The 13,899-nt window shown below is 58.9% G+C and carries 11 protein-coding genes and 6 pseudogenes; 7 read left to right on the forward strand and 10 right to left on the reverse strand.

The window, feature by feature from the left end:
- Positions 1-9 precede the first annotated feature (9 nt).
- Genes Ga0102493_RS02095 through Ga0102493_RS02105 form a run of 3 tightly spaced genes read right to left on the reverse strand, consistent with a single transcriptional unit; the run spans position 10 to position 2,439 of the window.
- Positions 10-633: an HAD family hydrolase gene (locus tag Ga0102493_RS02095; RefSeq protein WP_034901646.1), complete on the reverse strand. Its 624-nt coding sequence runs from the start codon at positions 631-633 to the stop codon at positions 10-12.
- A 1-nt stretch (position 634) separates the two neighbouring features.
- A complete protein-coding gene (locus tag Ga0102493_RS02100; RefSeq protein ID WP_083228513.1) occupies positions 635-1,357 on the reverse strand; it encodes a PI-PLC domain-containing protein in 723 nt (240 codons plus the stop codon).
- A gap of 35 nt (positions 1,358-1,392) precedes the next feature.
- Positions 1,393-2,439, reverse strand: coding sequence for a WavE lipopolysaccharide synthesis family protein (locus Ga0102493_RS02105; RefSeq protein WP_161490028.1), 1,047 nt, complete (start codon positions 2,437-2,439; stop codon positions 1,393-1,395).
- Between the two features lie 276 nt (positions 2,440-2,715).
- Here Ga0102493_RS02105 and Ga0102493_RS02110 point away from each other — a divergent pair, with 276 nt between their 5' ends.
- The 5 genes and pseudogenes from Ga0102493_RS02110 to Ga0102493_RS16575 form a co-directional block, all read left to right on the forward strand.
- Entirely contained in the window at positions 2,716-4,098 is a 1,383-nt protein-coding gene (locus Ga0102493_RS02110) for an oligosaccharide flippase family protein (RefSeq protein WP_069297433.1), read from the forward strand.
- A gap of 295 nt (positions 4,099-4,393) precedes the next feature.
- A pseudogene (locus Ga0102493_RS15875) lies at positions 4,394-4,569 on the forward strand (IS3 family transposase); the annotation flags it as partial.
- A 154-nt stretch (positions 4,570-4,723) separates the two neighbouring features.
- The gene (locus tag Ga0102493_RS02115; RefSeq protein ID WP_034901642.1) at positions 4,724-6,082 is read left to right on the forward strand and encodes a hypothetical protein; all 1,359 of its coding nucleotides are present in this window, start codon (positions 4,724-4,726) and stop codon (positions 6,080-6,082) included.
- Positions 6,083-6,133: 51 nt separating this feature from the next.
- Positions 6,134-6,438 (forward strand): annotated as a pseudogene (locus tag Ga0102493_RS16570) (transposase); the annotation flags it as partial.
- A gap of 74 nt (positions 6,439-6,512) precedes the next feature.
- A pseudogene (locus Ga0102493_RS16575) lies at positions 6,513-6,791 on the forward strand (IS5/IS1182 family transposase); the annotation flags it as partial.
- 11 nt (positions 6,792-6,802) lie between these two features.
- Here Ga0102493_RS16575 and tnpC read toward each other — a convergent pair.
- The 6 genes from tnpC to tnpA form a co-directional block, all read right to left on the reverse strand.
- Positions 6,803-8,281 carry an IS66 family transposase gene (gene tnpC / locus Ga0102493_RS02120; protein ID WP_034901639.1) on the reverse strand — a complete coding sequence of 493 codons (1,479 nt, stop codon included), beginning with the start codon at positions 8,279-8,281 and terminating at the stop codon, positions 6,803-6,805.
- 89 nt (positions 8,282-8,370) lie between these two features.
- Positions 8,371-9,207, reverse strand: coding sequence for an IS21-like element helper ATPase IstB (gene istB, locus Ga0102493_RS02125; RefSeq protein ID WP_034901636.1), 837 nt, complete (start codon positions 9,205-9,207; stop codon positions 8,371-8,373).
- Positions 9,204-10,706: an IS21 family transposase gene (gene istA / locus Ga0102493_RS02130; protein ID WP_034901634.1), complete on the reverse strand. Its 1,503-nt coding sequence runs from the start codon at positions 10,704-10,706 to the stop codon at positions 9,204-9,206. The genes istB and istA overlap by 4 nt, the downstream gene beginning before the upstream one ends.
- A gap of 136 nt (positions 10,707-10,842) precedes the next feature.
- Positions 10,843-10,977 carry a hypothetical protein gene (locus Ga0102493_RS16445; RefSeq protein WP_257784822.1) on the reverse strand — a complete coding sequence of 45 codons (135 nt, stop codon included), beginning with the start codon at positions 10,975-10,977 and terminating at the stop codon, positions 10,843-10,845.
- Positions 10,978-11,008: 31 nt separating this feature from the next.
- Complete coding sequence (gene tnpB, locus Ga0102493_RS02135) at positions 11,009-11,365, reverse strand: IS66 family insertion sequence element accessory protein TnpB (RefSeq protein ID WP_069297434.1); 357 nt, start codon at positions 11,363-11,365, stop codon at positions 11,009-11,011.
- Between the two features lie 2 nt (positions 11,366-11,367).
- Positions 11,368-11,817 carry an IS66-like element accessory protein TnpA gene (tnpA, locus tag Ga0102493_RS16580; RefSeq protein WP_034905943.1) on the reverse strand — a complete coding sequence of 150 codons (450 nt, stop codon included), beginning with the start codon at positions 11,815-11,817 and terminating at the stop codon, positions 11,368-11,370.
- Between the two features lie 85 nt (positions 11,818-11,902).
- Between tnpA and Ga0102493_RS02145 the strand changes: the two are divergent.
- Positions 11,903-12,207 (forward strand): annotated as a pseudogene (locus tag Ga0102493_RS02145) (IS5/IS1182 family transposase); the annotation flags it as partial.
- A gap of 10 nt (positions 12,208-12,217) precedes the next feature.
- Here Ga0102493_RS02145 and Ga0102493_RS02150 read toward each other — a convergent pair.
- Positions 12,218-13,417 (reverse strand): annotated as a pseudogene (locus Ga0102493_RS02150) (IS3 family transposase).
- An 81-nt stretch (positions 13,418-13,498) separates the two neighbouring features.
- Between Ga0102493_RS02150 and Ga0102493_RS15880 the strand changes: the two are divergent.
- Positions 13,499-13,646 (forward strand): annotated as a pseudogene (locus Ga0102493_RS15880) (IS5/IS1182 family transposase); the annotation flags it as partial.
- Positions 13,647-13,899 lie beyond the last annotated feature (253 nt).

Consider the following 13,899-nt stretch of genomic DNA (forward strand, 5'->3'; position numbering starts at 1 on the left):
TGGATTTCCTCACCTACCGTCTATTTCGTGAATGCGCGCCTTGATCGCACGGTAGGTCACGTCATCTGGCACTCCGATCTTCATCAGATGCCCGCCGCTGGCAATTGCCGCCTCAATGCCGTGGTCGTTATCCTCGAGGATCAAGCATTCTTCGGGTCGAACACTGAGCCGTTCCATCGCGACCACGTACATCTCAGGATCTGGTTTACCATTGGTTACATCCTCATTGGACATCAACAGGTCGAGATGGCCTTTGAGATCAGACAGCCGCATCATCTCTTCCACCGATTGGCGAACCGAGTTGGAACAAACGGCTGTCAGATACCCGTCCGCCTTTAATCGTGTTAGCGCGTATTGGTGATTGAAAACTGGTTTGCAGCGCAAGTTGCTGAATTCGAGCGTATAGTTCTGCTTCAGTTCATTGAGAAAATCATGAAGCCCCACAGGAAGGCCACGAGACTTGGAAAGCATTTTCAGTTTGGCCCGGGTCGGCAGCCCGTCGAATGTAGACAGATGACTTTCACGGCTAATCGTAAAGCCGAAATGACCCAGTGCACGGTTGAGAGCTTCGTAATGCCAGTCCTTGGCTTCAATCAGAACGCCGTCCATGTCGAACAGGATTGCCTTGATCATTTTAGTCCGCCCCAAAAATACCATACGCTTCGTTTGGAAAATCCGTACAAAGCTCGAAGCCCGCACATAAATGAAGGCCGTTCCGCAAGATTTCCTGCCATAATGCTTCGTGAGGACGACCATGCAACTCGGGTGACACCATCGCGACCCGATGCCCTGAATCCAGCAGTTCTATGGCCTTCTGCACCTGTGGAAAGCTGCCGGTGAAATTGTCCACCCATACCCCGTGCGTGACATCGGCGAACGGTTGATCAGATTCGTACTCGCTTGCCCGAGAATAAACAGGAAATCCGCGACGGATGTATCCGAGTGCATCCGGTGTCGACATATCGAATGCGAACAGGCTTTCCATCGGGATACGGGCCGCTTCGATTGCATCGCCAATCATGTGCTGAAGGCCGTCTGCTTTTATGTTCAGGGCCAGCCTTCCGTTCCGGTTCTCAACTGCGCAATCCTCAAAGAATTGAGCCGCACGGATGGCGCCATCCTCTGCTATGACCGGATCGTGGGAGATCCAAAGTAATCCTTCCGAGTCCCGTAGATCGGTCTCGATCCCAAACCCGAGATCAAGCGCTGCGACCAGGGCATCTCGGCTGTTCTTGTCGGCAGGATCGCTCCAAAGACCACGGTGGGCCAAAATGTTGCCCCTTTTCACTTCAAACTCCGTGTTATCTATGCGGTCGAGGTCTCGGGCAATCCTGAGCCGCGCAGCTCTGCGGTTCATCGCATTGCTTGTGCGCATTTCCGGCCGACGGAGCATCACGGATACCCTGGATCGAAGGGCGTTATGCATTCATCCAGCACTCGCTCGTATGCGCCGGCCGTCTCAGGCGACAACGCACCCGCCACAAGCTGCACCCATTCAAGAAAGCCCAACTCCCCGATGTTGGATAGCGCCGCGTAGCTCCCCATCACGTCGCGCATCGTGTAGTGCTGCCCCTTGACCCAATAGATGTCAGACGACATCTGGTCTACCACACCAAAATGATCTCTGAGCGCCGCCCAACTGTCGGAAATGGTCCATTCCAAGGAACGCCCTTGCCGCAGAAGGAACTGACTTGCAAAATAGGTCTCGGCCGCGGCGTAGCGGCAAAATTTGCCGATGGGCACCTCCAAAAATAGGCGCAACGGATCGGTCGGAAAATCCTCGGGTAAGGGACTTTCGCGCAAAGGCGGAGACCAGTATGAAAGCATATCGTCGATATGACCAAAGACCGTCTGGTCGCTCAAATGATAGGGTGCGAACTTGAAGGTCCCTCCAGCCATGCCAAACACCCGGTATTTTTGTGTTGTAGCCGCCGCTCCCAGCGGCGGGAAGAGCTGCGCCAGCGAGATCAGGCTGCTCATAATTGTGGGTTGATACAATCGCTGGTCGGTGCGCGACTTGATAACCCATTCCACGCCCAACTCCGCCGCCCTCCGCATTCCGCCGGAAGAGCTGACTATTTGCATGTTCACGTTATAGGGGCCGGGAGTGGCCGGCTTATCGTTGAGAACGATGTCGACGCCCTCTTTGGCAATCCGGTCCAAATCTGTCTGAGGTGCGTCTTTCCAAGTCGAAAGGACTAGCCTGCAATCTGGCATATGGCGGCGATAGATGCGCACGGTTTCAAGCGAGAAATTCTCTGCAGACCAGATCGGCCCTTGTAGGACGATGGCTGCTTTTTCAGGCCGCACAGCGGGCTGAAGGGAGTATCTTGGCGAAGAATCTGCGCCCAGCCCTAATTCGACGGATGCCTTGGGCCGCGCCCGGCTCGTCATGAAATGCGAGCCCTTACTCGTTTCGGCGAAAAGAACGTGGCGCATGACTCGTCGCCGTATCCGGTTGGTAAGAGAACGCTTCGGCATCTGTTATCCCGATAACCCTTGGCCTTAACAATTGCGAATGAATTACAATCGACCGCCGCAAAGAAATCGAAGGTTCCCTTCCGGAAATAACGTCATGCCAAGAGGGTGTCCAGCTTGCTGAGGAAAGCACGAAGAGGCGCCTGAGCGATAGGTGAAGGTGCTAACGTGGGGCGGATAGATTGTATCCAAATGATCATAAGGCTATGGTTTTGTCGGAAACCATCCCGGGGGCAAATGGCAAACGCAGCAAACCGCACTCTTCTCGAACGCTTGAAAAATGGTGACGGCATCGGGGTCCGCGTGGTGAGAAGCTCCGCGAGCATCGCCATCGGTAACGGTGCTTCGCAAGCGTTGCGCTTAGTGTCAAATCTCGCCCTGTCGAGACTTCTTTTTCCCGAAGCGTTCGGTCTGATGGCTTTGGTGACAGTGTTCATCACCGGGCTCCATATGCTATCTGACGCGGGGACCAGCCCGTCGATTATGCGCCACGAGCGCGGCGATATGCCCCGATTCCTGAATACGGTGTGGTCGCTTCAAGTCCTGCGGGGCGTGTTTCTGTGGCTACTTACAATCGCTATCGCGCCGCCGGTCGCAAGGCTTTATGATGAGCCTTTGCTGGCTCAGCTCCTGCCCGTTACTGGCATTTCGCTGCTGATCGCCGGATTAGCTCCGACGCGATACGAGACATATCTCAGACACCTCAGAGTTACGCGCGTGACGCTGCTCGATCTCGGAAGCCAAGCCATCAGCATCGCGCTGGTAATTGTTTTGGCATGGTGGCTTCAGTCGGTTTGGGCGCTCGTATTCGGTACAATCCTTGGGGCTGCAGCGCGTGTCGGGCTGTTACATGCTTTCCTTGACGGCCATGTCGACAAGTTTCGCATCAACCGCGAGGATGCCTCCGAGATACTCACGTTCGGTAGGTGGATTTTCCTGAGCTCAATATCAGGTTTCGTCGTTCTACAAGGCGACAAAGCGGTGCTAGGTGCATACCTCTCGCTTGCGGCCCTCGGCATCTACAATATTGGGTATTTCATGGGCATTTTCGCTGCGCAGCTGACCGATGTCGTACAAAGCAAGGTGTTGATTCCTCTCTATCGCGAGGCGAGCCCAGCCACGAGCAGCAATGACGCGCGCGTTGTCCACCGCCTGCGCCTGCTGCTGTCTTGCGGGGGCCTAGCACTGCTAGGCCTGTTTGCGTTCGGTGGAACGGTCATAATCGAGTTGCTCTATGATCCGCGTTACGCGTCCGCTGGTCTGATCGTGGTCCTGATCGCCTGTGCCCAGATGATGGGCCTGGCGAGCAAGGTATACGATCAGGCTGCGCTTGCGTATGGTGATTCCCGTGGCTTTTTCATCGTCGTAGCTGTGCGAGCTGTGCTGCAGACCATCTTCCTCTGGGTTGGTGCCGCGATTTTCGGTGTTGCGGGTGCCTTGATCGGGCAGGGGTTTGCGCTGCTTGCAGCACATGTTGGATCTATCGTACTTGCGCGAAAACATAAGTGTTGGGACCCCATGCACGACGGTGTTATTATCAGCGGGGCTTTCGTGCTCAGTGCCGGGGCTGTACTCGTGCATAGGGATGGCTTGACGGCTTTTCTTGCCAGTGGATTATGACCGAAGCTCAACGTCCATGGAATGCTGGTAAATTGGGCTCAGGACCCATTAAATCGCTTTCACTTGAAGAAATTGAATAATTCAATGGCAGCATCAGGTAGGTGCTGTTGGTCTCCGAATTGTGGTTGTTGAGCGAGGCGCAGAAGCGGCGCATTGAACCCACTTCCTACTGTCGCATCGCATTCCATTGGTCGACAACCTGTGATGAGGATCGGCTAGCCCGTCTTGAGCAACCTTCGGAGACACAGTTTAGGGCGAACCACCTCAAACACCAAGGTGGACATACGGTCTTACCGATCTTCAGAACCAGATCGAGGTCTTCGTCGAGCATCGCTACCACGAAGCCTCGACAACTTCCCACTCGCCGACGCCTACTTCGGCAGGGCGACAGCAATCATCAAGCGAAGAGAAAGGATCAAACGACAGACACTCGAATATCGGCGCTTGCAACACTGCAAGCTCGCCGCCTAAACCTCAAATCCAAACGAGGCCCACACTCCGCTGATCTACGCTGCGAGCTGTGCCAAATGTTCTGACGACTGATAATAGACAGAATACTTGAGTGAATTTGCAATCTGCCTGTTATCTGCACGCAGCACGCACAATCATGGAATGATTCCGATCAATGCCTAATACGATCGCCTATGCCATGTTGATCATTTGGCCAGCCGTGACCCTGGCACTATTCGCAAAACTGCGGCCAGCCCACGCGTTAATTTGGTCACTGCTGGGAGGGTACCTAGTATTGCCAGTCAATACGAGATTTGATATTTCTGGGATCCCAGCGCTCGATAAGACCTCTATCCCGAGCATTGCAGCTTTGATCGGGGCGCTCCTATTCGTGGGGCCCGTCGTACTACGGTTGCCTCGCAAATGGTGGTTAATGGGCCTGATGGCCCTTTACGTCTTGTCGCCCATGCTTACCGTCCTGACTAACCCTGATCCTCTAGTGTTCGGCAGCGTAATGCTTCCGGGATTGAAGCCTTACGACGCGTTTTCTGCAGCTGCCTACAACGGTGTCGACCTCATTCCTTTCCTGCTGGGATACAACATGCTCCAGACTGACCGGTCACACGATTATCTCTTGCGGGCCTTAGTCGCGGCGATGCTTTGCTACAGCCTTTTAATGCTGATCGAAATCCGATTGAGTCCGCAATTACATACGTGGATCTATGGTTTCTTTCCACATAGCTTCGGTCAGCAAATGCGGGACGGAGGGTTCAGACCGGTCGTTTTTCTGGGCCACGGATTGTTGGTCGCTATCTTAACCAGCATGACGATTATCGCCGCGGCCTACATCGCGCGGCAACGAGGCCAAATATTGGGCGTTTCTGCATGGTTTTGGCTGGCATACCTTATGGGCATCATGGTTCTTTGCAAGTCGCTAGGGGCGCTAATTCTCACCATCGCAGCGCTACCTGTGGCACTCTTCATGCGACGGGAAGCTATCCGACTCATCTGCGCATTGATAGCGATTACCGTATTGGTGTATCCGATGATGCGCGGAGCGGATGTGGTGCCAGTACAGGCCTTGGCCGATCAAGTGGCCGCTGCGAACTCCGAGCGCGCCTCCTCTTTTCAGACAAGAATTGACAATGAGAATAGTCTTCTCGAGCGCGCGGGTCAACGCTTCTTGTTCGGTTGGGGCGGATATGGTCGAAACCGGATTTACGATGAAGACACTGGCAAGGATCTGAGTATAACCGATGGGACTTGGGTTATCGTTATCGGAAATAGCGGCTGGATTGGTTATATTTCTACTTTCGGGCTTCTGTGCCTGCCGATGTTGAGGACATGGTGGAGGGGTTCACCTTTGAGCGCGGCTAGTGCCGCTTTATCTCTTATAATGGTCGTTAATCTTTTAGATCTATTGCCCAACTCTTCGCTTACTCCTCTTACGTGGCTCTTAGCGGGGACTTTAGCCGCAATTCCACAAAAGACAGATCAAGCAAGGCAAAGCAAACGCTTCAAATCATTTGGGTAGCTCGAAAAGCTGATAGAATTTGAGCGCCCGCCCTAGTTCAATGTCTTTGCATTGAGCGGAGGAAATGATGGTGGGCCAGCCGGCTTCTTTGATGTGTCGGACCGTTATGCGGCGTTAAGTGCGGCGGGCGATCCGCTGGAGTGATTGGCGGCGGTGGTGGATTACGAAGTGTTCCGCGGGCTGCTGTTGGCAGCGCTGCGGGGGGGGGGCGCCCGTAGCAAAGACGGCTGATTACCGTTCGACTCGGTGATGATTTTAAGGTGCTGGTGCTGCAGTTGCTTTACTCGCTGTCTGACGAGGCGACCGAATTCCAGATCAAGGATCGGCTCTCGTCCCAGCGGTTCCTAGGGCTAGGCTCAATGGTAGGGTGCTTTATGCCGCCTAGGTTCGGCTCGACTTTAGAGCCTTCCTCTGGAAGGCCAGTCGCCTCCTCTCTCAGGAGAGGCTGGTGTAGGCCAAGGCAATCGACACGCTCTCCGCGCACTTCGACGCGGCGCTGACCGATCGCGGCTACCTGCGGATGGCTGGACAGATGGTCGATGTAACGTTGGTTCCTGCGCCTAAGCAGCGCAATATTGAAGACGAACAGGCAGCGATCAACGAGAGCAAGACCCCGCAGCGTTGGAACGAGAATCCCGCCAAGCTCTGCCAGAAGGATCGCGATGCGGGCTGGAGCCCGAAGTACAGCAAAGCCAAGGTGAAGGAGGGTAAGCGGTGTTCTCAGCCCACGTTAGCGTGTGGCAGGAGCTCGTCGATGCGCGATGCCGGGTGACCATTGGCGAGGCTGGTGAGCGTCGCGGTTAGCCAGGTGTGCGGGTTGATGCCGGTGAGTTTGCAGTTTTCGATGAGCGTGGCGATCACCGCCCAGTTGTCGCCGCCCTCGTCGGAGCCTGCGAACAGGGCGTTCTTGCGGTTGAGAGCGAGGGGACGGATGGCGCGTTCGACGGCGTTGTTGTCGAGATCGATGCGGCCATCGTCAAGGAAGCGGATGAGACCGTCCCAGCGCGGAAGCGTGTAGCGGATCGCCTCGCCCAGACGGCTCTTGGCGCTGACCTGTCGGCCGCGTGCTTCGAGAAACTTGTGCAGGTCGTCGACGATCGGACGGCTGCGCTGGTCGCGAGCGTCACGACGCTCGGCAGCAGACAGGCCGCGGATCTCGTCCTCGATGGCGTAGAGCGAGGCAATGCGGCGCAGCACGTCGGCGGCCACCGGCGAGCTCTCGGCCAGCTCGTAGAACTTGCGGCGCACATGCGCCCAGCAGAACGCGAGGCGGATCTGCTGATGACGCCGGGCAAGCGCGGCATAGGCGCCGTAGCCGTCGACCTGCAGGATGCCCGCAAAGCCCTGGAGATGCGCTTCGGGTCGCTCGGTCTTGCGATCGGCGGCATAGACATAGGCCACCATCGGCGGATCACTACCGCCCCAAGGTCGGTCGTCGCAGGCATAGGCCCAGATCTGGCCGGTCTTCGTTCGCTTGCGCCCGGGATCGAGCACAGGCGCGGTGGTCTCGTCGGCGAACAATCGCTCGGATCGTCGCAATCGCTCGAGGATGTGATCGCGCAAGGGGCGCAGATACCAAGCCGCACGTCCGACCCAGTCTGCAAGGGTGGAGCGGTCTAACTGGATGCCTTGCCGGGCATAGATCTGCGCCTGCCGGTAGAGCGGCAGGTGATCGGCATACTTGGATACCAGCACCTGTGCGATCAGCGCCTCTGTGGGGATGCCGCCTTCGACGATCCGGGACGGGGCTGGAGCCTGCACGACCGCGCTCTCGCATGAGCGGCAGCCATAGCGCGGACGGCGAGTGACCAGCACGCGGAAGGTGGTGGGAACGACATCGAGGCGTTCGGCTACATCCTCGCCGATCTGGTGGAGAGCACCGCCGCAGCAGGGGCATGCCCGAAGACCATCAACTTCCTCGACATCGACGATCTGCTCGATCCGTTCGAGATGCGCTGGCAGCGCACCGCGGTTGGTCTTGCGTGGGCGTTCGCCCCTGGCCTTGGGCACCGCGGCATCACGTGCAGCCTGCGCGCTGCCGAGCGCGGTCTCGATATCCTCCAGCGCCAGCTCGAACTGATCGGGATCGAGCTGCTCGGACTTGCGGCCAAAACGGTGCCGTTGGAACGCTTCGATGATCGCCTGCAGGCGATCAATCCGGGCATCGGCCTTGTTCTTGGCATCGCTGTAGCGCGACATTCAAGGTGAGAGTTGCGCGACGATCAGGATGAGAAGTTGATTGTCGCGGCGCGACAGTTTGTGCGCATTCTGATTGTCGCTGGCAAGGGCTATTTGTCGTCCTGATTGTCGCGGACGGCTTCGAGGACCTTGGGCGTCGTGTAGGTCGCTGGTCGGCCTGGGCCTGAGCGACGCGCTTCGGCGGTTCGTCGCCGGTAGCTTTCGACGTTCATCTCGAAGATTGTTGCGTGATGGACCAGACGATCCACCGCGGCGAGCGTCATGGCCGGATCCGGGAAGACACTGTTCCAGTCGCCGAAGGGCTGGTTGGCGGTGATCAGCAGCGAGCGACGTTCGTAGCGGGCGCTGATCAGTTCGAACAGGACCGAGGTTTCGGCCTGGTCCCGGCTGACGTAAGCGAAGTCGTCGAGCACCAGCAGATGATACTTGTCGAGCTTTGCCAGCGCGGATTCGAGCGCCAGTTCGCGCCGGGCGATCTGGAGCCGCTGCACCAGATCGGACGTGCGCGTGAACAGGACGCGCCAACCATTCTCGACCAGCGCGAGGCCGATGGCAGCGGCCAGATGGGTCTTGCCGCCACCAGGAGGGCCGAACAGGATGAGGTTGGCACCCTGCTCGAGCCATCCGTCGCCGGCGCACATCGCCATGACCTGCGCCTTGGAGACCATTGGCACGGCATCGAACGCGAAGGTATCGAGGGTCTTTCCGGCAGGGAGCTTGGCTTCGGCCAGATGCCGCTCGGTCCGCCGCCGATCCCGTTCGGCGATCTCATGCTCGGCGAGCGCGGCCAGAAGCCGGGCCGCAGGCCAGCCTTCCTTGTCTGCGCGCGCGGCAAAGTCGCCCCAGATATGCTTGATTGCCGGCAAGCGCAGCTCGTTCAGCATCAGGCTGAGGCGCTGGGCATCGATCATCGGACCTGTGCTCATGCCGCCTCTCCCCATCCGATCAGGCTGTCATAGGATGCAAGCCCGCCGAGCTTGACCGTGACCGCGGGCAGCTGAGCGGGATCGGGGGAGAACCGGCTTCGCAGGGCGCCGATGTCAGGGCATCGTCGCGCGGCAAGATCGGCTTCGAGCAGTCCGGCAAGTTCAGCCTCGCAGGCCCGCTCGTGCGCCATGGCCAGCAGATCAACGGTGATCCTGCAAGCCGAGCGCTCGCCTTCTTGCTCCAGCAGATGCTCGAACATCCGCCGGTAGGCTTCGCGGGGGAACAGGCTGTCGCGATAGACCAGCCCCATGAGCGCCATCGGCTTGCGCCTGAGCGAGTGGATCACATGCCGGTAATCGACGATATGACCATGCTTGCCATTGTCGCCAGCGCGGCCGCGCACCAGGGTCATCAGCTGGGTGCCGCCCAGGAACAGGTCGATCCGGTCATCGTAAAGCCGCGCGCGCAGCTTGTGTCCGATCAGCCGCGAGGGCACGGTGTAGAACACCTTGCGCAAGGTGAAGCCGCCCGATGAGGTGACCGCGACCAGCACCTCCTCGTAATCACTCGTGCGCGTGTCAGGCAGCGGCTGCAAGGTGCGGCGCTCGGCATCGATCGAGGGAGCATGACGCCGGTTGCGCGCGGTCACGACCTCATCGATGAAGCAGCGATACGCCGCCAGATCGGCAAAGTCGCTGCTTCCCCTCAGCAGCAAGGCATCCCTCACCGCAGCCTTGATATGGCCATGAGAGCTCTCGATCGAACCGTTCTCATGGGCCACCCCTGTGTTGTTGCGGGTCGGCTCCATCCCGTAATGCTGGCACAGCGCATCATATCGCGTGGTCAGATCAGCCCGGGCATCAGCAGCAAGATTGCGGAACGCCGCCGACAGGCTGTCCGTCCGGTGAAGCCGCGGTGCGCCGCCCGCTGACCACAAGGCATTCTGCAGCCCCTCGGCCAAGGCAACAAAGCTCTCGCCGCCCAGGATCACATGGCAGTGCTCGAACCCGCCATAGGTCAGCCGGAAGTGATAGAGCATGTGCTCAAGCGGCACGCCGGCGACCGTGACATCAAAATCGCCCATATCGGTAAAGTCCGACAGGCCAAGTCTGCCAGGCTCATGCAACTGCCGGAAGATGACCTCGCGTTCGGGCCCATGCAGCGCACGCCAGGCCCTGATCCGTCGCTCGAGCGTCCGGCGCGCAAACGGCAGGCTGCCATGCCGGCGGCGCAGCTCCTCGAAGATCGCGATCGGACGAAGCCCGGGCGCTGCTTCCAGCAACGGCACGACCTCCTCGTCAAAGTATCCTGCCAGCGGATCGGGACGCCGCCGCCCGCGCGGCGCTTTCGTCTGCAACGGCCGCTGCGGATCCTGCAACAGCCGATAGCCCGTCGCGGGACTCATCCCGGCCTTCACCGCAGCCTGCGCTACCGAGTGATCTTTCCTCAATGTCATGAACAGCCTCATCTGATGATCGGTTATGTGACGGCCAGGCACACGGCAGGTCCTCCGCAGAAGGAAAACCCAACCATACCTGACACCGCGATCATCTCGGCAGCCCAGCAAAGGGCGCCCCGGTGTGGGGGAACCGGCTACGGGCTACGCCCTGCGCCGGTTCCCCCACACCGGATTCTCATCTTGATTGTCGCGCTTTCTCATCCTGATTGTCGCGCGACACATCGCTGAGATCGGCCAGTGCGCGGGCCTGTTCGAGGACGAGCGCGCGCAGCGCATCGACGTCATCGGGAAGGTCCGCTTCCATCAGCATGTGTAGGTTGAATCAGTCTGTGCGCACCCCGTCAAGCAGCAATCTGGGGCGCGATCGGACGGCGTCCGCCATGGACGCGGCGCCAGTCCAGACCCTCGAGCAAAGCACCCAGTTGGGCAGGGGTCAGCCGCATCACGCCCTCTTGGATCCGGGGCCACTTGAACGCGCCTTGCTCCAGCTTCTTGGCCATTAGGCACAGGCCTGTTCCATCCCACCAGATGAGCTTGATCCTATCAGCGCGCTTGGCGCGGAACACATAGATCACGCCGGAATAGGGCTTGCCGCCATACTCGGCCGCCACCAACGCCGCGAGCGAGTCCGCTCCTTTGCGAAAATCCACCGGACGGGTTGCCACCATCACCTTTGCGCCGGGTGCAGGGCCAATCATCGTTATGCTCGAAGGGCGGTGATTACTGCGGTGATCGTATCAGCATCAGCACTGCTGCCGATCCTGACCAGCGCGCCGCCGATCTCCAGCTCGATCGCCGCGGGCTCGGCCCGCCGACGGCGACGTGATCTGACAGGGTCAGGCGCAGGCTCCGGCGTATCGTCGGGCGCGATCACCGCCGGCACGAATGCGGGAGCCTGCCGGGATGCCACAGGCAGTGCGATGCCGCGCTCCTCCATCTGCTTGCGCATCAGGCGGCGCCAGGTAAAGAGCTGAGATACCGAGACGCTGTGACGGCGCGCCACTGCGCTCACGCTCTCTCTGCCCGAGTAGCTCTCCGCAACGATCGAGGCCTTGACCTCCGGCGGCCAGTCCCGGCGCTTGCCAACGCCGGTGAAGACCTCGAAACGCTGAACACCGCTAGTGCCAGCATCATCACATGACATCGTCATAGCACCAACGCCCCTCAACAATCAGGGAGCGGAAACTCGGCGCTTCCTATCAACCGCGCAAGGTGGGAACGGGACATCGCTTACGAAGGAGGGCTCCTATCCCAAGGCGTTCAAGCCGGTCGATCTTGCCTCCCAATGTTTGACTACAAGAACCACATCGGCATCGACCGGGCTCGCGAGCTGATCCGCACCTGGGATGCCAGTGCGGCCAATGCCAAAAAAGGGGCGCGGCTGCCTCAGTTTATCAGTAAGCGGAACACAGGCTCGGGCTTGCGGGCGGACACGGCCTATCGGTCGAAGAAAAGCGAGGCGTTCCGCGAGCGCGGCATGCTGAAGAGTGCCATCCACCAGAATTGCAAGCAGCGTAGGCCGCTGCCCGAGCAGACCGCCTAGTGCACTGCTACCCAACGTCGGACCACTCGGGTCTAGAGTTTTCCGCCTTGCTCAGGTCCGGTAGGCTGGTCTCACCGGCTGAGTTTGCCAGCATGATCGGGGGGATATTCCCGATCGTGCTATGCGGTCGCTCTTCGTTGTAGCGTCTACGCCAGGCCTCCAGCTTTTCGCAAGCGTCTTGCAGGTTCAGGAACCAGTGAGCGTTCAGGCACTCGCTGCGCAGCTTGCTGTTGAATGCTTCGATGAACGCATTGTCTGTGGGCTTGCCAGGGCGGGAGAAGTCGAGGATCACACCGCGCTGGTAAGCCCACAGATCCATGTCCCGAGAGATAAATTGTGCTTCGCACAGCTGCGCTTCCGCTGCCATTGTCCACCCTGATCGTCCTGGGATAGCCGATCTTCCGGCAAGCCATTTCCAGCGTCGCGACCACATCCTCACCGCGATAGCTGAACCGCGGATCGACCACGGGCGATAGCCGGGAGTAGGTATCGATCACCGTCAGGATGCGCAGCTTGCGTCCCGTTGCCAGCTGGTCGTGAACGAAGTCCATCGCCCAGACATCATTCGGCCGGATTGCTGGCGCGCGATCCTCGCGCAGCTTCGCCTTGACCCGCCGCTTGGGGGTCTTGTTGCGCAGTTGCAGCCCCAACTCCCTGTAAAGCCGATAGACCTTCTTCAGGATCACATGCCAACCATCCCGCCGAAGGATGTAATAGACCCGCCGATAGCCATAGCGGACATGCGTCTCGCAGATCTCCTTGATCCGCTTCTTCAGAAAGGCCGGATCGGTTCGGCGGGACTGGTAGTGGTAAGTGGATCGATCGAAGTGCAGCGCGGCACACGCTCTGCGGATCGTCACCTGCCACTCCTGCCGAACAGCGTCGATAAACTCGCGCTTGCGATCCGGCCTTAAAGCTTTGTCTACGCTTCGCTCCGCCGTCTTCGACTCCGCTTGATAACATCCTGCAGCATCTCGCGGTCGAGCGTCAGGTCCGCGACGATCTTCTTGAGCCGGCTGTTCTCGTCCTCCAGCTCACGCAGCCGCCGCATCTCCGATGGCATCAGCCCCGCGTATTTCTTCTTCCAGTTGAAGTAGGTCGCCTGGCTGTGCACTGCCTTGCGGCAGATTTCAGCGACCGGCGTTCCTTCCTCGCCCTGCTTGATGACGAACGCCTTCTGAGCGTCCGTGAACTTCGAAGCCTTCATGCCGTAACTCCTCGCCCAGCCAAGGACGTCTACAGCGGAAAACTCTAGCCGCGAATGGTCCAGTTTTCAGGTGGCAGAGCACACTTGTCCGCAGGTGAGAAGCACCGAATAGGGATTTTCATCCGCACCATCGGTCTCGCCCGTGCCCGAATCAAGATTGGGGGTGGCTAATCTCGCCTATAACTTCGAGCGGCTCGCTTGGCTCGAGTGGCGAAATGCGCCCGCCTAACACGAAAACGGCGCCCTGAACGGCGCACCACTCCAAAGAAAACTAGAAAATCAGGCCGAAAAGCAAACCCTCGCTTTACACGGGCCGCCATCAGACCCCTCATGCTACACTAAATACCGCAAAAAACCGGTTGTTCGACGCATCCACTTGAACCACTTTCGGGTCCGAGCTTGCCATGGTGGGAGAAGCCCAAGTCCACACCGCGCGAGCACATCATTTTGTTGTCATGAAAAAGCTCATTGATCTCCGGATG

Source organism: Erythrobacter litoralis (assembly GCF_001719165.1).
Taxonomy (GTDB): Bacteria; Pseudomonadota; Alphaproteobacteria; order Sphingomonadales; family Sphingomonadaceae; genus Erythrobacter; species Erythrobacter litoralis.

Coding starts and splice junctions, on each gene's coding strand:
- Ga0102493_RS02095 (WP_034901646.1), bottom strand. CDS start 633: ATGATCAAGGCAATCCTGTTCGACATGGACGGCGTTCTGATTGAAGCC.
- Ga0102493_RS02100 (WP_083228513.1), bottom strand. CDS start 1,357: ATGAACCGCAGAGCTGCGCGGCTCAGGATTGCCCGAGACCTCGACCGC.
- Ga0102493_RS02105 (WP_161490028.1), bottom strand. CDS start 2,439: ATGCGCCACGTTCTTTTCGCCGAAACGAGTAAGGGCTCGCATTTCATG.
- Ga0102493_RS02110 (WP_069297433.1), top strand. CDS start 2,716: ATGGCAAACGCAGCAAACCGCACTCTTCTCGAACGCTTGAAAAATGGT.
- Ga0102493_RS02115 (WP_034901642.1), top strand. CDS start 4,724: ATGCCTAATACGATCGCCTATGCCATGTTGATCATTTGGCCAGCCGTG.
- tnpC (WP_034901639.1), bottom strand. CDS start 8,281: ATGTCGCGCTACAGCGATGCCAAGAACAAGGCCGATGCCCGGATTGAT.
- istB (WP_034901636.1), bottom strand. CDS start 9,207: ATGAGCACAGGTCCGATGATCGATGCCCAGCGCCTCAGCCTGATGCTG.
- Ga0102493_RS16445 (WP_257784822.1), bottom strand. CDS start 10,977: ATGCTGATGGAAGCGGACCTTCCCGATGACGTCGATGCGCTGCGCGCG.
- tnpB (WP_069297434.1), bottom strand. CDS start 11,365: ATGATTGGCCCTGCACCCGGCGCAAAGGTGATGGTGGCAACCCGTCCG.
- tnpA (WP_034905943.1), bottom strand. CDS start 11,817: ATGACGATGTCATGTGATGATGCTGGCACTAGCGGTGTTCAGCGTTTC.